Here is a 21,022-nt window from a genome sequence, read left to right as displayed (position 1 = left end):
AGTTCTCTTTTATTTCAATAATTTTACAGCTATGAAAATAGTTCTTTTAGGATATATGGGTAGTGGTAAATCTGCTGTGGGACAGCGTCTTGCTGAAGTGCTCAACATGCCTTTCTACGATTTGGATCAGGAAATAGAAAAAAAAACAAAAAAAAATATTTCAGAAATTTTTTTTGAGAAAGGCGAAATATTTTTCAGAAAAACCGAATATGAAGTTTTATTAGACCTTCTTGAAGCAAACGAAAACTATGTTTTGGCTTTGGGAGGAGGTACCCCTTGCTATGGAAATGTGATGCAATTGCTAAAAGAGCATAAGAGCCTAACATCTATATATTTACATACATCACTACAGGAGTTAACCGATAGGTTGTTCTCCGAAAGAAAAAAAAGACCTCTAATAGCGCATATAGATACAAAAGAACTGCTCAACGACTTTGTGCGAAAACATATTTTTGAGCGTAGCTATTACTACACTCAGGCACATAAGAAAGTACAGGCAGATGCTCCTGTAGATAAGATTGTTTCAGAAATTGTGTTACAATTAGTCTAATATCGCTCTGTCTTTCCCTTTTTCGAAAATAACAGATACATTTTCGTTAATAGAGGTAGAGAGTGAAATGCCTTTATAATCGGCTTTAATTGGATACTTTTTATGATTCCTATCTACCAGAACGGCTGTTTTAAACTGCTTTAAAGGCACATCCAAAAAATGTTTCACACCATATATAAGAGTGGTGCCAGAATGCAATACATCGTCTACTAAAACAAGACTTTTGTTTGCATATTCGTCTGGAGAAAGGCTGGTAGTTATAGCGTTAATGGGGTTTGTTTTGTCGATAGTAACTTTGCAAAGGATCACTTTAATAGGAGAAATTTTTTCTAAATTTTTTTTCAATTTTTCAGCTAACAGATAGCCGTTGGACTTGATTCCTGCAATGATCACGGTAGCTTCAGATATGTTTGCTTCATATATTTGATAGGCCATTCTTTTAATCTTATGGTCTATTTCGGTTTTATTTAATATGAAGGTTTCAGTCTTTGGCATTTTAAAAGGTTTTTTCAAAGATACATAGTAAAAATTATTCTTCTTCGTCGCTTTGAGTATAATCTGCGATATCCCGTCTATCTTTTTTGGTGGGTCTGCCTACCCCTTTTTTTCGATAATATGATTTTGCATATTGTAACATTTCAGTTTTTTCGAAGTCTTCTTTGGGCGTGGTGTCTTTTCTATAAAGATCTACCAGTTTAGCTCCAACCCTGCTAGGAGGGATGTCTAAGACTTCAATTTTATAATTAATTTGATTTTTTCTAAATACTATGGTATCACCAGGATATACGTCACGAGAAGGCTTAACAGAGGCTTCGTTTATTTTAACAGCGCCCTTTTTACAAGCCTGGGTACCTATGCTGCGTGTTTTTACATACCTAATACACCATAAAAATTTATCTACTCTCATACAAAAACAACTTAAATCTACGTTAACTGTGTACAAAAATAGCGGAAAATTGTATCTTGCGCACCTCAAAAAGTGATGATGAAAAATATGAAGAAAATACTCCCCCTTTTATTATTGGTACTGTCTATTACATATGGTTGTAAAAAAGACGACGATAGTGTAGATCCCAATTTTGTGCCTGCAAGAGATAGAGGTGAAGAAGCTCCTTTAAGTACTCTTATTATAGAAGAGTATTTGGAAACACATTTTTATAATTACGAAGCGTTTGAAAACCCTCCAGCCGATTTCAACTTTCAAATTACCTTTGATACGATTGCCGGAGATAATTCAGATAAAATTCCATTAATGAGGCAAGTGTCTTCTAAGACGGTAAAAGACCGTGTTACGGAAGGAGTAACTTATAAACTTTATTATTTGGATGTTCTGGAAGGAGCTGGCGAAAAACCTAATTTTCCAGATTTAGCCACAATAAATTACCAGGGTACGTATATTAACCTTGAAGAAAGTGAAAGACCTTATACGAAGTTGTTCGACGCATCCTCTGTGCCTGTATCGTTTGATATGACGGGAATTGTAAATGGACTGCAAGATGCCTTAATAGAATTTAAGACGTCTTCAGGCTTTGTTACAAATCCAGATGGAACCGTATCGTTCGAAAACTTTGGTGCGGGTGCTGTATTTATGCAAGCTGGTCTTGGCTATTACGTAAACCCACCACCTACCTCAAATATTCCTTTGTATTCTCAGCTCATTTTTACATTTCAACTGTACGAGTCTGAAATAGGAGATCAAGATAATGATGGAGTACCTTCTTTTATGGAAGACGTTAACAATAATGGCCTTGAAGAAGATGATGATACTGACGCTAACGGAAACCCCAATTTTAGTGACGCAGACGATGATGGTGATGGAAGACCTACAAGCGAAGAAATTATAGTTAACTCAGACGGTACCATAACTTTCCCAGACGTAGATAATGATGGAATTCCAGATTATTTAGATAGCGATAGTTAATCACATACGCTACTTTATATAAAAAATGCCTAGATACTATCTAGGCATTTTTTGTTTTGTATAACAAATATAAAATAAATTTCAAATTCGTTTTGGTACAAAAGTTAGAATTCAATAAACGTTAAGCACCTATACGTTTATTTTCTACGAATAACCTTTTTTGAAGCTTTTACAATTGCATCAGCATTAAGGCCATATTTGTCCATTAATTGTTCTGGTGTTCCAGATTCTCCAAAGGTATCCTGGGTAGCAACAAATTCTTGTGGAGTAGGGTGGTTTGAGGCCAAAACTCTGGCGACACTCTCTCCTAGACCTCCTAAGTAATTGTGCTCTTCTGCGGTCACAACACATCCTGTTTTTTTAGCTGAAGCAATAATAGCTTCGTCGTCCAAAGGTTTAATGGTATGTATATTTATGACCTCTGCTGAAATTCCCTGTTCGTGTAGGGTTTCGGCTGCTAGAAGCGCTTCCCAAACTAAGTGACCAGTAGCAACAATAGTTACATCGGTTCCTTCTTGTAATTTTACAGCTTTCCCAATTTCAAACGTACCGTTTTCTTCCGTAAAATTAGCAACTTTAGGCCTTCCAAAGCGAAGGTAGACAGGTCCCTTATGGTTAGCAATGGCTAGTGTGGCAGCTTTGGTCTGGTTGTAATCACAGGTATTAATTACTGTCATTCCAGGTAGCATTTTCATAAGCCCAATATCCTCTAAAATCTGGTGTGTTGCCCCATCTTCACCCAACGTAACTCCTGCGTGAGATGCACAAATTTTTACATTTTTACCACTATAGGCAACACTTTGACGTATTTGATCATACACACGGCCCGTAGAGAAATTGGCAAAAGTTCCCGTAAATGGAATCTTTCCTCCAATAGTCATTCCAGCTGCCATACCAATCATATTGGCTTCAGCAATTCCTACTTGAAAGAAACGCTCTGGATGGTTTTCCTTAAAATCGTCCATCTTTAACGAACCCGTAAGGTCGGCACAAAGCGCTACCACGTTTTCGTTTAATTTTCCAAGTTCTGTCAATCCATCTCCAAAACCGGAACGTGTATCTTTTTTGCCTGTGTCTGTATATTTTTTCATCTATTTTCTCTTATTCTGCTTCGCAGAATTATTATTATTGTTATTTCTACAACTAGTAGAAAGCTGCTGTCTCTTTGGAAGAGCTGTGTTGGAGAGATTAATAATCTCCTAACGTTTCAGGATTCTGTTTAAGGGCCGTTTCTAATTGTTCATCATTAGGAGCTTTCCCGTGCCAAGCGTGGGTATGCATCATAAAATCTACGCCATTCCCCATTACCGTGTGTAACAATACACAAATAGGTTTGTAGTTCCCTGTTTTAGATTTCGCTTTATGTAAACCATCTATTACAGCTTCAAGATTGTTCCCTTCTTCTATGTCGAGCACTTCCCAGCCAAAAGCTTCAAACTTAGCGCGCACGCTTAACATATTCAATACATTGTCTGTAGACCCGTCTATTTGCTGCCCGTTAAGGTCAATAGATACAATTAAATTGTCTACTTTATTAGCAGCGGCGTACATAATGGCTTCCCAATTCTGACCTTCTTGTAATTCTCCGTCCCCACAAAGAGCGTAGATGAGGTGGTTGTCTTTGTTTAGTTTTTTGGTCGCTGCTGCACCTAGAGCTACTGAAATCCCCTGTCCTAAAGATCCAGAAGCTATGCGAATACCTGGCAATCCTTCGTGTGTAGTTGGATGCCCTTGCAAACGTGAATTTAAAAGTCTAAACGTATTTAATTCTTCAACAGGAAAATAACCCGATCGCGCTAAAACACTATAAAATACAGGAGAAATATGTCCATTGGAAAGAAAGAATAGATCTTCTCCTTTTCCATCCATAGAAAAACCATCGTTGCGCTCCATTACGTCATTGTAAAGCGCTACAAAAAATTCGGCACAGCCTAAAGAGCCACCTGGGTGACCAGAATTAACTTTATGTACTTGTCGTAAGATGTCCCTACGGACTTGGGTAACAAGATTTTCTAATTTTTCAATATCTGCCATGGTGTGTTTAATTTTCAGTTTCAAAAGTAATTGAATTCACAAGTAGCACAAAGGACTAAACAATGCTTTTATTAACGATTTAAAGCTTTTGTTAACACTTATGGAATTCAAGATTCTAAATTCAAAATTTATGAGTATGGTTTTCAAAATCTTACCTATGAAATCGCACCGCGTACACCGTAATTTGTACAGCAACACTCGTAAATCATTATTCATACTTTGTCGTTCGTAATTCATGATTAGAAAAAGTATCTTTGCACCTTCAAGATTGAAATCTATATGCAGTTTACTTTACATAAAACCGATTCCGAAACGCAAGCTAGAGCTGGAACTATTCAACTAGATCATGGCCCTGTAGAAACTCCTATTTTTATGCCTGTGGGAACGGTAGGAACCGTAAAAGGAGTGCATCAACGTGAGTTACGGGAGGAAATTAATCCGGATATTATTCTTGGAAATACCTACCATTTATACCTGCGCCCAGGTGTAGAGATCCTGGAAAAAGCGGGAGGCCTTCATAAATTTATGAACTGGGATAGAAATATCCTTACCGATAGTGGTGGCTACCAGGTATACTCCCTATCAGATAGAAGGAAGATTAAAGAAGAAGGCGTAAAGTTTAAGTCGCATATTGACGGGAGTTATCACACGTTCACACCAGAAAATGTGATGGAAATACAGCGTACCATTGGTGCCGATATTATTATGGCGTTCGATGAATGCACACCCTATCCCTGCGATTACAACTACGCAAAGCGCTCAATGCATATGACGCATCGCTGGTTGGAACGTTGTATCACACACTTAGAAAAAACACCTGTAAAGTACGGATATGATCAAACCTTTTTTCCTATAGTTCAAGGAAGTACCTATAAAGATCTACGGAAACAATCTGCAGAATATATTGCATCTGTTGGAGCTGAAGGAAATGCCATTGGCGGACTTTCAGTAGGGGAACCTGCCGAAGAAATGTACGCGATGACTGAGGTGGTAACCGCAATACTCCCGAAGGAAAAACCACGTTATCTAATGGGCGTAGGAACACCCATAAATCTTTTGGAGAATGTTGCTTTAGGGATCGATATGTTCGATTGTGTCATGCCAACCCGAAACGGAAGAAACGGAATGTTATTTACCGCTCACGGAAGCATTAATATTAAAAATAAAAAGTGGGAAGCAGATTTTTCTGCGATTGACGATATGGCTATCACTTGGGTAGATACAGAATATAGCAAAGCATATGTTCGGCATTTATTTACAGTAAACGAAATGCTTGCACGGCAAATTTGCACCATCCATAATTTAGGGTTCTATCTTTGGTTGATGCGTGAAGCCAGAAAACAAATTTTAGCGGGTACGTTTTCAACCTGGAAAAATAAAATGGTAAAACAAATGGATAAAAGGTTATAAAAGTTTGTAGTTTGTGGTTGAAATTTAGAAAAATCACCACTCACCACTCACCACTCACTATGCTCAGCATTTTAGATAAATACATATTAAAGAAATATCTGGGAACATTTGGTCTCCTGATGTTGTTGTTTGTACCCATAGGGATTATTGTGCATTTGGCTGAAAAGATTGATAAAATCTTGGAAAATGAAGTACCCTTTCCAATTGTAGCCAAATACTTTTTAGACTTCACAATTTACTTTGCCGATTTATTATTTCCGTTATTTTTATTTCTTTCTGTGATCTGGTTTACCTCTAAGCTAGCCAATAATACCGAAGTCATTGCCTTTTTAAGTAGTGGAGTTTCGTTTTATAGGTTTTTACGTCCGTATATGATTGGTGCCACCATTGTATGCCTTATTGCCTTAGCTTCAGGAATGTATTTTGCCCCCACGGCAAGTAAAGGATTTAATGAGTTTAAATACGAATATTTAAAAAAGGGGAAACAAGATCGCGACCAAACCAATGTATTTAGGCAGATTAACGACAACGATTATATTTACGCCAGTTACTTTAATGTAAAAGAGCAAAGTGGCAATAACTTTACCTTAGAACATTTTAAAGGTAACGAAATGACCTACAAGATATCTGCCAACCGTATTAAGTACAACTCGAAAGATAGCACGTACTCACTGTATAAATATAGGAAAAGAATTGTAGGCCAAAATGATGATATAATTGTAAGAAAAGAACGTCTCGACACCGTATTCGATTTTGAGATGGAAGATCTTACACCGGTAGACTATATTGCTGAAACTCTAAACGTAATAGAACTAAACAGATTTATTGCACGGGAAAAGGCGAGAGGTTCTTCTTATATTAATAGGTACGAAGTAGTACGTTATAAAAGGTACAGTCTTCCTGTTTCAGCCTATATTTTAACCATAATTGCAGTGGCGGTTTCTTCCATAAAACGCCGTGGTGGGATGGGAGTGAACCTTGCTATAGGGATAGGAATAGGAATGGTCTTTATCTTTTTTGATAAAATATTCGGAACGATGGCAGAGCAAAGCGATTTCTCTCCATTTCTTGCTACCTGGTTCCCTAATATAGTATTTGCTATTTTAGCTATCTATTTGTTGAGAAATGCAAAACGATAAACTCCTTAATTACCTCCATTTACATTTTATAGTCTTTATATGGGGATTTACCGCCGTCCTTGGCGCACTTATTTCTATTGAAGCCATTCCGCTCGTTTGGTATAGAATGTTAATGGCAACAGGTTTTATTCTTTTGTTTCTGAAATTCAGAAAAACACCCTTACAGTTTCCGAAGAAAACACTAGCAGGATTTGCCTTGGCAGGACTCATTATTGCACTGCATTGGTTGGCATTTTTTGGAGCCATTAAAGTGGGAAATGTTTCAGTTACGTTGGCAATTATGTCCACCGGAGCGTTTTTTACTTCACTGTTAGAACCATTATTTTATAAGCGAAAAATAATTAGCTACGAAGTGCTTTTTGGGCTATTGGTTGTTGTTGGGCTGTACGTAATCTTTGACGTAGAAGGTGATTATTTGTACGGAATACTCCTTGCCTTAGCGGCATCTTTATTAGGTGCTTTATTCTCGGTTATTAATGGAAAATTTGCTGTGAAGTACAACGCTTCGGCAATTTCTTTTTATGAATTAGGCTTCGGAATGTTGTGTATTACAGTTTACTTAGCTTTCAGCGGAAGCTTTACAGCCGAATTTTTTCAGCTACAAAGCACAGACTGGCTCTACCTATTTATATTGGCTTCGGCCTGTACGGCATACGCTTTTATCGCTTCGGTACATGTAATGAAATGGATAAGCCCCTACACCGTAATGCTTACCATAAATATGGAGCCCGTTTATGGAATCGTACTCGCGCTCCTTATATTAGGAGACGACGAAAATATGAGCCCCCAATTTTATTATGGTGCACTCATCATTGTAGTGACAGTAATCGCCAACGGCATTGTTAAAAATAGATTGAATAGAAAAAAGCGCACTTTAACTAATGTGTAAGGACAAAACTTTATATTTGTAGACTTAACTTTTTACAAACCAAACCAAGAAAAATAATGGAGTATCTTGATTTTGAGTTACCTATAAAAGACTTGCAGGAACAATACGAAAAGGCTTGCCAGATTGGCGAGGACAGTGATGTAGACGTGACCAATACGTGCAAGCAGATTGAGAAAAAATTATCAGACACCAAGAAGGATATTTATAAAAATTTAACGCCTTGGCAGCGCGTACAATTATCGCGTCACCCCAACCGTCCCTACACTATGGATTATATTAAAGCCATATGTGGGGAATCTTTTTTGGAGCTGCACGGCGATCGTAGTTTTAAAGATGATAAAGCAATGGTGGGCGGTCTTGGTAAGATTGGCGACCAGAGCTTTATGTTTATCGGTCAGCAAAAAGGATACAACACCAAAACACGCCAATACCGAAACTTTGGTATGGCAAACCCAGAAGGCTACCGTAAAGCATTACGCTTAATGAAGTCTGCCGAAAAATTTGGTGTTCCTGTAGTTACTTTAGTGGACACCCCAGGAGCCTATCCGGGATTGGAAGCAGAAGAACGTGGACAAGGAGAAGCCATTGCCAGAAATATCTTGGAAATGACGCGTCTTAAAGTGCCAATTATTGTCGTAATTATTGGTGAAGGAGCCAGTGGTGGCGCCTTAGGAATAGGAGTAGGAGATACGGTATTAATGTTAGAAAATACGTGGTACTCTGTCATCTCTCCCGAAAGCTGTTCGTCTATCTTATGGCGTAGTTGGGAATTTAAAGAACAAGCAGCAGAAGCTTTGAAATTGACGGCAACCGATATGAAAAAGATGAAACTCATAGACCAAATTATAAAAGAACCCGTAGGTGGCGCACATAGCAATCGTGAAAAGACATTTAAGACCGTTGCAAGCGCTATTGAAAAAGCATACGGGGAATTTAAGAACTTATCCCCATCCGAATTAGTGAACCAACGTATGGAAAAATATTTTGAAATGGGAGTCTTTAAAGGCTAATCATAACCATACCAACACATCACAAAATCCGAAGTTCGCACTTCGGATTTTTTTGCGGGTTGTTAACAGAAAATCGCAGTTGTTAACAATGCAATTGTTCATGACCCGTTAATATAAGTAAGTACCTTTATACGAATCTCCCTTAACATTTTCTTTACATTCGCCTTATGGAAAAAGTGCAACCTCAAACCTCATACAAATCACGCTCCGCGCAGGTAATCTCGTTGGAAAAAGGAAAATTACCACCACAAGCTATTGATTTAGAAGAAGTTGTGCTGGGGGCCATGATGATTGACAAAAAAGGAGTAGATGAGGTGATCGATATTCTTTCGGCAGATGTTTTTTACAAACAGCAACACCAACACATTTTTGAAGCCATACATTTACTGTTTGAAAACAGCGAACCGGTCGACTTATTAACCGTTGCAAGCCAATTAAAGAAGAGTTCAACCCTGGAAGCTGCAGGAGGTGAATTTTATCTTGTACAGTTAACCCAAAAAGTATCTTCTTCGGCACATATTGAGTTTCATGCGCGAATCATATTACAGAAATACATTCAGCGTTCGTTGATTAAAATTTCCAACGAAATTATAGAAGATTCGTACGACGAAACGACCGATGTTTTTGACCTGCTAGATAAAGCCGAAAGCAAATTATACGAAATTACCCAGGGAAATATAAAGCGTTCTTCGGAAACGGCACAGCAATTAGTAATCCAGGCAAAGAAGAAAATTCAGGAAATTGCAAACCGTGAAGGACTTTCAGGAATTCCATCAGGATTTGATAAAGTAGATAAGTTAACTTCGGGTTGGCAACCTAGTGATTTAATTATCATCGCAGCACGTCCAGGTATGGGTAAAACGGCACTTACCTTGTCTATGGCACGTAATGTGGCTGTGGAGCATAATATTCCTGTAGCATTTTTTAGCTTGGAGATGTCTTCAGTACAATTAATTACCAGATTGATTTCTTCGGAAACGGGACTTTCTTCAGAAAAGCTACGTACTGGAAACCTGGAAAAGCACGAGTGGGAACAACTCAACGTAAAAGTAAACGCACTTGAAAAAGCACCCTTGTTTATCGACGATACCCCCTCACTTTCTATTTTCGATTTGAGAGCCAAAGCAAGACGACTCTCGTCACAGCACGGTATTAAATTAATTATGATTGACTACCTGCAATTAATGACCGCAGGAGGTAGCCAAAAAGGAGGAAACCGGGAGCAGGAAATTTCTACCATCTCGCGTAACCTGAAAGCCCTGGCAAAAGAATTAGCGATTCCTGTAATCGCACTATCACAGTTGTCCCGTGCGGTGGAAACCCGTGGAGGAAGCAAACGCCCATTATTGAGTGACCTGCGTGAGTCTGGAGCGATTGAGCAGGATGCCGATATTGTAAGCTTTATCTACCGCCCGGAATACTACAAGATTGAAGAGTGGGACGACGAAGAACGCTCTCCAACCGAAGGCCAGGGGGAATTTATTGTAGCCAAGCACCGTAACGGTGGGTTGGATGAAATTCGTTTAAAATTTGTTGGGCATTTAGGACGTTTTGAAAATCTGGAAACCTTTGACTTTACCGGCGAATTCCACAGTAAAATGAACGCCGCCGCCAACGACGATACCTTTAAAACAGAAAACCTCCCAAGCCCAGACGAAGCTTTTGGTAGCTCTATGAATGATGATCTTTCGCCTCAAGGTGGGGATGATGATGTGCCCTTCTAAAATTTATCTCACTATCTTTTAGCAGAATAGTCTAAAAATGATATTTTTGGATGGTTATCAAAATATATCTCATGGAGTTAACTCAATGCCCTGCTTGTAGAATTGATACTTACGAAAATTCAGATTTTTGTGATAATTGTATATTCCCCTTTAAAGGTACCGAAAAGGAAAAGTCAATACATATTGATAAATTTATTTCTAAAAAAGGTATTGTACGAGACTCTTCCGATGCAGTTGGGAACGTTAGGAAAATACTATTTGCACTTGCTGCTTTAAATGTACTTTCTGTTTTTGTTTTATACTCAGGCGATACATACCATTTATTTGATTTGGTTTTGAATGTTTTTCTTGCTTTGGTATTTGTTTTTTGTGCTATTCTCGTAAAAAAAGCACCCCTACTTTTTACAGCATTACCATTAACTATTTTACTTTGCGTGTATATCTTAAATGCCATCATAGACCCCGTTTCATTATTAAGTGGTAGTATCATTAAAGTTTTAATTCTTGGTAGTTTAATATATAGCATCTTATTATCCTTAAAAGCGAAAAGATTTCAGAAACAATTTAAAATTGGGTAGTTTTAACTTGGAAGATATAGAAAATGAGTCTCAATCAATTTTATTATTAGCTTTCAGATATTCTCTTCTTACTATCAATAAAACCTGCTGCGTTTTTGTAAAGTGTGACTACTAAAAAACATCGTGTATCCAACAGTCGTCTATTAAAACGTCTTGCATGCTGTCTCCAAAAACTCTCACCTCTCTTCAAAACTTTGGCTCAAAATTTGTAACTTCCCCGGTATGATACAACACTTAGTAATAGCCCTTATATTTTTCAGCTTTAGCCTTTCTGCTTCCGCTTCGTATATATTAATCCCAATGGATGCCGAAGGCCAGAAGGAACACCTAAAAGCCTACGGACTTACCTATTGGACGTTAGAAAAAAATCAAAAAGTAAAATGGTTGCTCAATTACCGTGGCGGTTCTTTTTTATTGCCCGATGCCGAAGAAGTAAGAAAAGAATGCCAGATCCGTGGTATCTCTTTTGAAGTGTTAAGCGACTCCAAAACCGAACAAATCCTACTGGAAATTGCCAGCCCTTCCCAGAATATGGAAGCGGTGGTTTTAGAAAAAGCACCAAAAATAGCCGTGTATTCTCCAAAAGGGAATCAGCCGTGGGACGATGCGGTGACGATGGTGTTGACGTATGCTGAAATTCCCTATACCGTAATTTATGACGAAGAAGTATTAAGCGATCAGTTATTATTATACGATTGGTTACACGTACACCACGAGGATTTCACGGGTCAATACGGGAAATTTTATAGAGCCTATCGCGCTGCGCCTTGGTATATAGAAGAAAAACGAAAATCTGAAATGCTTGCCACTAAATTAGGCTATGATAAAGTTTCAGAAGAAAAAAGAGACGTTGCCTTAAAGATTAGAGATTACGTAATTGGCGGCGGATTTATGTTTGCTATGTGTAGCGCTACCGATAGTTTCGACATTGCCTTAGCGGCAGAAGGCGTGGATATTTGTGAACCTATGTTCGACGGAGACCCCAGCGAACCCGGTTACCAAAGTAAAATTGATTACAACAAAACCTTTGCCTTTAAAGAATTCACCTTGGAGCGTAGCCCGATGGTGTACGAATATTCCAGTATAGATATGACGCAAGACCGACGTATTCCAAAGGAAACAGATTATTTTAGCTTAATGGATTATAGCGCTAAGTGGGATCCAATTCCGTGTATGTTGGTACAGAACCATACCTCTTTGGTAAAAGGCTTTATGGGACAGACAACTTCGTATGATAGGAAGACCGTAAAAGCAAATGTCTTGGTAATGGGTGAAAACAAAACCAACAACGAAGCCAGGTATATTCACGGAATAAAGGGAAAAGGATTTTTTACCTTTTACGGAGGTCACGACCCAGAAGATTATCAGCATAGAGTAGGAGACGCTAAGACAGAATTGGCATTACACCCTAACTCTCCAGGCTACAGATTGATCTTAAACAACGTATTGTTTCCTGCGGCGAAAAAGAAGAAGCAAAAAACCTAATAAACTACGAATTTTGAGCGACGAGCGACGAGTTGTATTTAAATAACCGATATTCCTTCTTGAGACATCCGGTCCCGAATTTATTTCGGGAAGTTAGGGGTGTGTTTTTATAATTAGTAATAGATTAAAAAACTCCTTGCCCTTTTCAATTTGAAATAATCTAATCAAGCAAAGGTGTCTGAGTAATCTAACGGAATCGTAGTAATAAGTCTAAGAATATAGATTCGTTAGAGTGTGTCGAAGTCAAGACACAAAAAAGCCCCACTCCAAAGGAGCAGGGTTTTCTGTATTGCGAAATAATAGGTTTCTAGTTTATTTTACTTTTTTAACGATAGCTTCAAAAGCTTCAGGATGATTCATTGCTAAATCTGCAAGTACCTTACGGTTCAAGCCTATTTCTGCTTTTTTCATCCCTCCCATAAACTGAGAGTAAGACATTCCGTGTTGTCTTGCACCTGCATTAATACGGGTGATCCACAACGCTCTAAAAGTTCTCTTTTTTGCACGACGGTCTCTGTAAGCATATGTTCTTGCTTTTTCAACTGCATTTTTTGCAACCGTCCATACGTTTTTACGTCTTCCAAAGTATCCTTTGGCTTGCTTCATCACCTTTTTTCTTCGGGCTCTTTTAGCAACTGAATTTACTGATCTTGGCATAATTTAATTGTTTTTTGTAGTAAGCGGTCTTTCGACACTTTATTTAAAAATCTAAAATCAACAATTGTCAATCTAAAATTTTTAAGGCTCAACTCCAGGGTTTAAAATTTGTTTTAACCGGTTAAGACGGCTTACTTCAAACGAAGCATTATCTTAACATTGGGCTCATCTGCTTTGTGTACCAAACCATCATGAGTCAATTTAAGCTTGCGTTTTTTGCTCTTCTTTGTTAAGATGTGGCTTTTAAACGCATGCTTTCTTTTAATTTTTCCAGTACCTGTAAGCTTAAAACGCTTCTTAGCACTAGATTTTGTTTTTTGTTTAGGCATGTCTTTAATTTTTAGTATTATTTCGCATCATCTGCCAGGGCAGATAATATTGTAATTCGGTCTTACAAGCGCAGCGTGCAAATGCACTCTGAGCGGAGCCGAAGGGTTATTTTGTCTTTTTGGGAGCAAGAAACATGATCATTCTTTTCCCTTCCAGTTTTGGCATTTGTTCTACTTTTCCGTAGTCTTCCAATTCCTGAGCCAAACGAAGTAGTAAAATCTCCCCTTGGTCTTTATATATAATAGAACGACCTTTAAAAAATACGTATGCTTTTAATTTTGCGCCTTCTTTCAAAAACTTCTCTGCGTGTTTTTTCTTGAATTCATAATCATGGTCGTCTGTGTTGGGACCAAATCTTATTTCCTTCACGGTTACTTTAGAAGCTTTGGCTTTCATAGCCTTTTCGCGCTTCTTCTGTTCGTACACAAATTTTTTGTAATCCATCACCTTGCATACAGGTGGCTTAGCATCAGGTGAAATTTCTACCAGATCAAGTTCTTGTTCGGCAGCAATTTCTAATGCTTTGCTCAATGGATATACGTCTACCTCTACATTGTCTCCAACAAGACGCACTTCGGTCGCACGTATCTTTCTATTGATTCTGTGCTGGTCTTCTTTTATGATCCTCGCAGGACCCCTACTTCTTTTTCTTCGTATTGCTATGGCTTATCTTTATTTAGGTTCCGTTTTTGGCGGGTGATTATACATTAAAATCTACAATATTATTTTTAATCTCTGTGTTAATGAGTTCAGAAAATTCGGCAACGGTCATCGTTCCTATATCTCCTTCGCTATGTTTTCTTACACTTACTGTGCCATCGTTCGCTTCCTGCTCACCCACAATCAACATATACGGAAACTTATTCATTTCAGACTCCCGTATTTTCTTGCCAATAGTTTCGTTTCTATTGTCCACAAGGGCGCGAATTTCGTCATTTTCTAACGAATTTAAAACTTTTTTGGCGTAATTTTCATATTTTTCACTAATTGACAAGATGTTTACTTGCTCAGGCATCAACCACAGCGGGAAATTTCCGCCAGTATGTTCTAGCAAAATTGCCACAAAACGTTCCATACTTCCAAAAGGAGCACGGTGAATCATTACCGGACGGTGTAATTCATTATCACTGCCTTTATACGTAAGGTCAAAGCGTTCCGGGAGGTTGTAATCTACCTGTATGGTTCCCAGTTGCCAGCTTCTTCCAAGCGCATCTTGCACCATAAAGTCTAATTTAGGACCATAAAACGCAGCTTCACCTTCTACAATAACATAATCCAATCCTTTTTCTTTAGCCGCATTGATGATAGCATTTTCTGCTTTCTCCCAATTTTGTACGTCACCAATATATTTTTCAGGTTTTTTAGGATCTCTAATAGAAACCTGTGTCTTAAAGTTTTCAAATCCTAAAGAACCAAATACGTATAAAACAAGGTCTATTACTTTCTTAAATTCTTCATCCAGATGGTCTGGTGTACAAAAAATATGCGCATCATCTTGTGTAAAACCTCTCACACGCGTTAACCCGTGTAATTCGCCACTTTGTTCATACCTATATACAGTACCAAATTCAGCATAACGCTTTGGTAGATCTTTATAAGACCACGGTTTATACTTGTACATTTCACAATGGTGCGGGCAGTTCATTGGTTTTAGGAAAAACTCTTCTCCTTCATTAGGAGTTTTGATAGGCTGAAAGCTATCTTCCCCATACTTATCGTAATGTCCCGAAGTAACATACAGTTCTTTATGAGCAATATGTGGAGAAATTACCATTTCGTACCCTGCCTTTTTCTGTGCTTTTTTCAGGAAATTTTCTAAACGTTCACGTAGCGCAGTTCCTTTTGGCAACCATAATGGAAGCCCTTGACCTACTTTTTGTGAAAATGTAAAAAGCTCCAGTTCCTTACCTAATTTTCTATGGTCGCGCAGCTTGGCTTGTTCCAGTAACTCCAGGTATTCCTTTAAATCTTTTTGTTTTGGGAATGTTACGCCATAAATACGTGTTAACTGAGTGTTGTTCTCATCACCGCGCCAATAGGCACCAGCAATACTCATCAACTTAACAGCTTTTACAATTCCGGTATTTGGGATATGACCCCCACGGCATAAATCGGTAAACGTATCGTGGTCACAAAAAGTGATGGTTCCGTCTTCCAGATTTTCAATAAGTTCTACTTTATATTCATTGCCTTGGCGCTTGTAAAAATCCAAAGCATCAGCCTTCGAAGATTCACGAATACTAAAGGTGTGTTTCCCGCGGGCAATCTCCAGCATTTTGTTTTCAATAGCTGGCAAATCCTTTTCAGAAATACTCTGCTCGCCAAAATCCACGTCATAATAAAACCCATTGTCAATCGCTGGGCCAATGGTTAGCTTAATGCCAGGGTACATTGTTTCCAATGCTTGTGCGAGGATATGGGCAGACGAGTGCCAGAAAGCCTCTTTTCCTTCTTTATCTCTAAACTGAAATAAAACAAGATCACCATCTGTGGTCAATGGGGTGGTAGTTTCCACTTTCGTCCCATTAAAAGAAGCCGAAATCACATTTCTGGCCAACCCTTCACTAATGCTCATCGCAACATCCATTGGAGTGCTGCCCGATTCAAATTGTTTCACAGTACCATCTGGTAAGGTAATCCCTATCATAATTCATTTTGTTTAAAGGACAAAGATACTACGGTTTTAAAAGTCTCGCAATATGCAACCCGTCTTTGTTTTTTGTTTTCTGCGCTCTTTTTACTTTTCTCGGGCGTTTCCCCTTTCTTATCTATAGTTGTCTTTGATAAGGTGTTGTTTTTATAATTATGTGTAAGGCTGTGGTATAGAGAGCAGGCGTGTCGGGGTCGGGCTTTCGGCTGTATCTTTTTTGTTGTTAGAATAGAGCATTTGTTTGCGCCTTAGTTGAATTGGAGTTACCCGTACCCCGAGGGTAGCCGAGGGGTAAAAAAGGATGCCGCCTTAATCCCTAACGCAGCTTTCGTTAGGTTGGTTTATTAGCATATAGTAATTCAACACTAGGCATTGAGTTGTTGAAACCTCTTATTTGTGGGTTCCTGAGTGATTTGAAGGAAGATGGCTATAAAGTCTGGAAAGGTGTTTTCTTCAAATTGTACCGAAGGGCTTTCTTCTCTTAAGGAGAGCTCTTTGTCGCATAGCTTTAAAAAGAGGTTATATATATAGGTATAGGTAGGTCGAAAAAAACTTTTAAGGATAAGAATACTAGTTTCAGGGAGTTGGGAATTTTGGTCTTAAAAACTAAAAAAAAGGTTGGAATAAGTTTGTTTTATAAAAGTAAGTGGGTGTATATTTGCACCCGCTTTGAAGGAGAGATCTGGAGGGCATAGTGTAAAGAAAACAACGTTCTTAAATTTATTTTCAAATTATTTTAAAACTTGCTTGCAGGTTAGAAAAAGAGTGTATATTTGCACCCGCTTTGAAGGAGAGATCTGGAGGGCATAGTGTGGAGAAAACAACGTTCAGAAATTATTTTGAAATTATTTTGAAACTTGCTTGCAGGTTTAAAAAAGGGTTGTATATTTGCACCCGCTAAACGGATGAGTGACTTAAAACACGGGTCCGGAGTACCGAGAGAAATAGAATTAAAAGTTCATTGATATATTGAAATTGACAGCGTATGGGTAGCAATCGAAAGAGCGCTATCTGTATTGAAACTAAACTAAGAATAGTACCTGAGAATTTTTTGAGAGAGAGCTTTTCGTAATACTTGAATATTATTTAAGATTACACGATGAAGAGTTTGATCCTGGCTCAGGATGAACGCTAGCGGCAGGCCTAACACATGCAAGTCGAGGGGTAACAGGAGTAGCTTGCTACTTGCTGACGACCGGCGCACGGGTGCGTAACGCGTATACAATCTACCTCTTACTATGGGATAGCCCAGAGAAATTTGGATTAATATCATATAGTATTATATAACGGCATCGTTTTTATAATTAAAGGTTACGGTAAGAGATGAGTATGCGTCCTATTAGTTTGTAGGTGAGGTAACGGCTCACCTAGACTACGATAGGTAGGGGCCCTGAGAGGGGGATCCCCCACACTGGTACTGAGACACGGACCAGACTCCTACGGGAGGCAGCAGTGAGGAATATTGGACAATGGGCGAGAGCCTGATCCAGCCATGCCGCGTGCAGGAAGACTGCCCTATGGGTTGTAAACTGCTTTTATACGGGAAGAAACACCCCCTCGTGAGGGGGCTTGACGGTACCGTAAGAATAAGGACCGGCTAACTCCGTGCCAGCAGCCGCGGTAATACGGAGGGTCCGAGCGTTATCCGGAATCATTGGGTTTAAAGGGTCCGTAGGCGGGCGGCTAAGTCAGTGGTGAAAGTCTGTGGCTCAACCATAGAATTGCCATTGAAACTGGTCGTCTTGAATCAATGTGAAGTGGTTAGAATAAGTAGTGTAGCGGTGAAATGCATAGATATTACTTAGAATACCGATTGCGAAGGCAGATCACTAACATTGTATTGACGCTGAGGGACGAAAGCGTGGGGAGCGAACAGGATTAGATACCCTGGTAGTCCACGCCGTAAACGATGGATACTAGCTGTTCGGACTTCGGTCTGAGTGGCTAAGCGAAAGTGATAAGTATCCCACCTGGGGAGTACGTTCGCAAGAATGAAACTCAAAGGAATTGACGGGGGCCCGCACAAGCGGTGGAGCATGTGGTTTAATTCGATGATACGCGAGGAACCTTACCAGGGCTTAAATGTAGTGGGACAGGCTAGGAAACTAGCCCTTCTTCGGACTCATTACAAGGTGCTGCATGGTTGTCGTCAGCTCGTGCCGTGAGGTGTCAGGTTAAGTCCTATAACGAGCGCAACCCCTGTTGTTAGTTGCCAGCGAGTCATGTCGGGAACTCTAACAAGACTGCCAGTGCAAACTGTGAGGAAGGTGGGGATGACGTCAAATCATCACGGCCCTTACGTCCTGGGCTACACACGTGCTACAATGGTAGGTACAGAGGGCAGCCACACCGCGAGGTGGAGCGAATCCTTAAAACCTATCTCAGTTCGGATCGGAGTCTGCAACTCGACTCCGTGAAGCTGGAATCGCTAGTAATCGGATATCAGCCATGATCCGGTGAATACGTTCCCGGGCCTTGTACACACCGCCCGTCAAGCCATGGAAGCTGGGGGTACCTGAAGTCCGTCACCGTAAGGAGCGGCCTAGGGTAAAACTGGTAACTAGGGCTAAGTCGTAACAAGGTAGCCGTACCGGAAGGTGCGGCTGGAACACCTCCTTTCTAGAGAAAGCTCGCAAGAGCAGAGAGAGTGCGACGAGAAGCTTATAGCTTTTCAAAATAGGGTACTTTTCTTGGTTTAGTTGTCAATTTTAATTTTTTAAGTCTTAAAGACTTTAGTACCAGTATATCAAAACTGATTGCTGAATACTGAAAGCTAAGGACTGAGAAAGTCTCATAGCTCAGCTGGTTAGAGCGCTACACTGATAATGTAGAGGTCGGCAGTTCGAGTCTGCCTGAGACTACAAAAGGATTTTAGATTTAAGATATGCGATTGTATATTTTTTAATTTAAAAACGTTCATTAGTACATATTGAAAGGAAATTTTAGAAGTTGGGTATCCCAAGTTGACGTATAGGTCATCAATTAACTGATAACTGTTAACTGATAACCGGCAACTTAATAAAATGGGGGATTAGCTCAGCTGGCTAGAGCGCCTGCCTTGCACGCAGGAGGTCATCGGTTCGACTCCGATATTCTCCACCATTTTTTATATTTCTTCGGAAATATACGTTCATTACATATTGAAATAGAGTTTTAGTCATTTTATGGGACTAGCACATTCTGAATTTACTTCGGGATATGCTTATCGGTTCGACTCCGATACACTCCGCGATTCTTGAGGTTTAAGGATTGATAGGTAGTAAAACAACCAAGGATATTGTTCTGTTTTTTAAGGATGATAAAATAGTTTTTGCTGCCATCATACTTTTACTGTTGACGGAAAAACGTTCATTGACATATTGAGAATAAAGAATACGAGAAAAGTAATAATTAAATTAAAAATCTTTGTATGTGTTTACACATATAAAGTATGAATACTCATTAAAAGAGCAAAAAAGTACAATAAGCAAAGTAAGAGCGTATGGGGAATGCCTAGGCTCTCAGAGGCGATGAAGGACGTGATAAGCTGCGATAAGCTGCGGGGATTGGCACATACAAGTTGATCCGCAGATTTCCGAATGGGGCAACCCACTATATTGAAGATATAGTATCCGCAAGGAGGCGAACCCGGGGAACTGAAACATCTAAGTACCCGGAGGAAGAGAAAACAAAAGTGATTGCGCTAGTAGCGGCGAGCGAACGCGCAATAGCCCAAACCGTATCTGTTACGGCAGGTACGGGGTTGTAGGACCACAACATTTAATACTCGATGAACTAGAACACGTTGGAAAGCGTGGCCATAGACGGTGATAGCCCGGTATAGGTAAAGGAAGTTGAGATAGTGGTATCCTGAGTAGTGCGGGGCACGTGAAACCCTGTATGAATCCGGCGGGACCATCCGCCAAGGCTAAATACTCCTGAGAGACCGATAGTGAACCAGTACCGTGAGGGAAAGGTGAAAAGAACCCTGAATAAGGGAGTGAAATAGAACCTGAAACCATACGCTTACAAGCGGTCGGAGCCCTTCTGGGGTGACGGCGTGCCTTTTGCATAATGAGCCTACGAGTTACTGTTGCCAGCAAGGTTAAGGTCTTAAGGACCGGAGCCGTAGCGAAAGCGAGTCTGAATAGGGCGCTTTAGTTGGTAGTAGTAGACGCGAAACCGTGTGATCTACCCTTGGGCAGGTTGAAGCTGTGGTAACACATAGTGGAGGACCGAACCCGTTGACGTTGAAAAGTCTTGGGATGACCTGAGGGTAGGGGTGAAAGGCCAATCAAACTCGGAAATAGCTCGTACTCCCCGAAATGCATTTAGGTGCAGCGTATACATAGTTTTATAGAGGTAGAGCTACTGATTGGATGCGGGGGCTTCACCGCCTACCAATTCCTGACAAACTCCGAATGCTATAAAATGTTTGTATGCAGTGAGGGCATGGGTGCTAAGGTCCATGTCCGAGAGGGAAAGAACCCAGACCATCAGCTAAGGTCCCAAAATGTATGTTAAGTTGAATAAACGAGGTTGGATTGCACAGACAGCTAGGATGTTGGCTTGGAAGCAGCCATTCATTTAAAGAGTGCGTAACAGCTCACTAGTCGAGCGATCCGGCATGGATAATAATCGGGCATAAACATACTACCGAAGCTAT

17 protein-coding genes, 2 tRNA genes and 2 rRNA genes (1 of these 21 running past the window's edge) are annotated in these 21,022 nt (G+C 39.7%); 12 read left to right on the top strand and 9 right to left on the bottom strand.

Features of this window, described 5'->3' with window-relative positions:
• Positions 1-31 precede the first annotated feature (31 nt).
• Positions 32-550, top strand: coding sequence for a shikimate kinase (locus tag ACQ2HF_RS00240; protein ID WP_432411506.1), 519 nt, complete (start codon positions 32-34; stop codon positions 548-550).
• On the opposite strand, the gene ACQ2HF_RS00235 is transcribed toward ACQ2HF_RS00240, so the two are convergent.
• Positions 542-1,045, bottom strand: coding sequence for a phosphoribosyltransferase family protein (locus ACQ2HF_RS00235; protein WP_432411505.1), 504 nt, complete (start codon positions 1,043-1,045; stop codon positions 542-544). The genes ACQ2HF_RS00240 and ACQ2HF_RS00235 overlap by 9 nt on opposite strands.
• 34 nt (positions 1,046-1,079) lie before the next feature.
• Positions 1,080-1,457 (bottom strand): RNA-binding S4 domain-containing protein, encoded by a 378-nt coding sequence (locus ACQ2HF_RS00230; RefSeq protein ID WP_432411504.1) that lies wholly within the window; start codon positions 1,455-1,457, stop codon positions 1,080-1,082.
• A gap of 87 nt (positions 1,458-1,544) precedes the next feature.
• Between ACQ2HF_RS00230 and ACQ2HF_RS00225 the strand changes: the two genes are divergently transcribed.
• Complete coding sequence (locus ACQ2HF_RS00225) at positions 1,545-2,471, top strand: FKBP-type peptidyl-prolyl cis-trans isomerase (protein WP_432411503.1); 927 nt, start codon at positions 1,545-1,547, stop codon at positions 2,469-2,471.
• Positions 2,472-2,608: 137 nt separating this feature from the next.
• Here the strand turns inward: ACQ2HF_RS00225 and ACQ2HF_RS00220 are convergent, their stop codons facing one another.
• Together ACQ2HF_RS00220 and ACQ2HF_RS00215 are read right to left on the bottom strand one after the other, a co-directional pair.
• Positions 2,609-3,562, bottom strand: coding sequence for a transketolase family protein (locus tag ACQ2HF_RS00220; protein ID WP_432411502.1), 954 nt, complete (start codon positions 3,560-3,562; stop codon positions 2,609-2,611).
• A 97-nt stretch (positions 3,563-3,659) separates the two neighbouring features.
• Positions 3,660-4,505 carry a transketolase gene (locus ACQ2HF_RS00215; RefSeq protein WP_432413041.1) on the bottom strand — a complete coding sequence of 282 codons (846 nt, stop codon included), beginning with the start codon at positions 4,503-4,505 and terminating at the stop codon, positions 3,660-3,662.
• A 279-nt stretch (positions 4,506-4,784) separates the two neighbouring features.
• On the opposite strand from ACQ2HF_RS00215, the gene tgt reads away from it, so the two are divergent.
• From tgt to dnaB, 5 genes are all read left to right on the top strand, one after another.
• On the top strand, positions 4,785-5,915 hold the full coding sequence (tgt, locus tag ACQ2HF_RS00210) for a tRNA guanosine(34) transglycosylase Tgt (protein ID WP_432411501.1): 1,131 nt from the start codon (positions 4,785-4,787) through the stop codon (positions 5,913-5,915).
• Between the two features lie 59 nt (positions 5,916-5,974).
• Positions 5,975-7,054, top strand: a complete 1,080-nt coding sequence (locus tag ACQ2HF_RS00205) for an LptF/LptG family permease (protein WP_432411500.1) — start codon at positions 5,975-5,977, stop codon at positions 7,052-7,054.
• Entirely contained in the window at positions 7,041-7,943 is a 903-nt protein-coding gene (locus ACQ2HF_RS00200) for a DMT family transporter (RefSeq protein WP_432411499.1), read from the top strand. The genes ACQ2HF_RS00205 and ACQ2HF_RS00200 overlap by 14 nt, the downstream gene beginning before the upstream one ends.
• A gap of 56 nt (positions 7,944-7,999) precedes the next feature.
• Complete coding sequence (locus ACQ2HF_RS00195; protein ID WP_432411498.1) at positions 8,000-8,953, top strand: acetyl-CoA carboxylase carboxyltransferase subunit alpha; 954 nt, start codon at positions 8,000-8,002, stop codon at positions 8,951-8,953.
• 167 nt (positions 8,954-9,120) lie between these two features.
• Complete coding sequence (gene dnaB / locus ACQ2HF_RS00190) at positions 9,121-10,677, top strand: replicative DNA helicase (RefSeq protein WP_432411497.1); 1,557 nt, start codon at positions 9,121-9,123, stop codon at positions 10,675-10,677.
• Positions 10,678-10,786: 109 nt separating this feature from the next.
• On the opposite strand, the gene ACQ2HF_RS00185 is transcribed toward dnaB, so the two are convergent.
• Positions 10,787-11,167 (bottom strand): hypothetical protein, encoded by a 381-nt coding sequence (locus ACQ2HF_RS00185; protein WP_432411496.1) that lies wholly within the window; start codon positions 11,165-11,167, stop codon positions 10,787-10,789.
• A gap of 310 nt (positions 11,168-11,477) precedes the next feature.
• Between ACQ2HF_RS00185 and ACQ2HF_RS00180 the strand changes: the two genes are divergently transcribed.
• Positions 11,478-12,740: an asparagine synthetase B gene (locus tag ACQ2HF_RS00180; RefSeq protein WP_432411495.1), complete on the top strand. Its 1,263-nt coding sequence runs from the start codon at positions 11,478-11,480 to the stop codon at positions 12,738-12,740.
• A gap of 312 nt (positions 12,741-13,052) precedes the next feature.
• Here ACQ2HF_RS00180 and rplT read toward each other — a convergent pair whose 3' ends face one another.
• The 4 genes from rplT to thrS all read right to left on the bottom strand — a co-directional run bounded on the left by rplT (position 13,053) and on the right by thrS (position 16,374).
• On the bottom strand, positions 13,053-13,397 hold the full coding sequence (gene rplT, locus ACQ2HF_RS00175; protein ID WP_432411494.1) for a 50S ribosomal protein L20: 345 nt from the start codon (positions 13,395-13,397) through the stop codon (positions 13,053-13,055).
• A 131-nt stretch (positions 13,398-13,528) separates the two neighbouring features.
• Positions 13,529-13,726 (bottom strand): 50S ribosomal protein L35, encoded by a 198-nt coding sequence (gene rpmI / locus ACQ2HF_RS00170; RefSeq protein WP_432411493.1) that lies wholly within the window; start codon positions 13,724-13,726, stop codon positions 13,529-13,531.
• A gap of 106 nt (positions 13,727-13,832) precedes the next feature.
• On the bottom strand, positions 13,833-14,348 hold the full coding sequence (infC, locus tag ACQ2HF_RS00165) for a translation initiation factor IF-3 (protein ID WP_432413040.1): 516 nt from the start codon (positions 14,346-14,348) through the stop codon (positions 13,833-13,835).
• A 79-nt stretch (positions 14,349-14,427) separates the two neighbouring features.
• Positions 14,428-16,374: a threonine--tRNA ligase gene (thrS, locus tag ACQ2HF_RS00160; RefSeq protein ID WP_432411492.1), complete on the bottom strand. Its 1,947-nt coding sequence runs from the start codon at positions 16,372-16,374 to the stop codon at positions 14,428-14,430.
• Positions 16,375-17,473: 1,099 nt separating this feature from the next.
• On the opposite strand from thrS, the gene ACQ2HF_RS00155 reads away from it, so the two are divergent.
• The 4 genes from ACQ2HF_RS00155 to ACQ2HF_RS00140 all read left to right on the top strand — a co-directional run.
• Positions 17,474-18,996: ribosomal RNA gene (locus tag ACQ2HF_RS00155) — 16S ribosomal RNA — on the top strand.
• 168 nt (positions 18,997-19,164) lie between these two features.
• Positions 19,165-19,238, top strand: a tRNA-Ile gene (locus ACQ2HF_RS00150).
• Positions 19,239-19,402: 164 nt separating this feature from the next.
• A tRNA-Ala gene (locus ACQ2HF_RS00145) sits at positions 19,403-19,479 on the top strand.
• Between the two features lie 358 nt (positions 19,480-19,837).
• Positions 19,838-21,022 (top strand): 23S ribosomal RNA (locus ACQ2HF_RS00140) (it continues 1,640 nt past the right edge of the window).
• The 16S and 23S rRNA genes sit together here with 2 tRNA genes alongside, the layout of an rRNA operon.

It is taken from the genome of Rasiella sp. SM2506 (assembly GCF_050859505.1).
Taxonomy (GTDB): Bacteria; Bacteroidota; Bacteroidia; order Flavobacteriales; family Flavobacteriaceae; genus Marinirhabdus.
The sequence above is the reverse complement of the archived record's forward strand: the minus strand, read 5'-3'. Positions and strand labels throughout refer to the sequence as shown.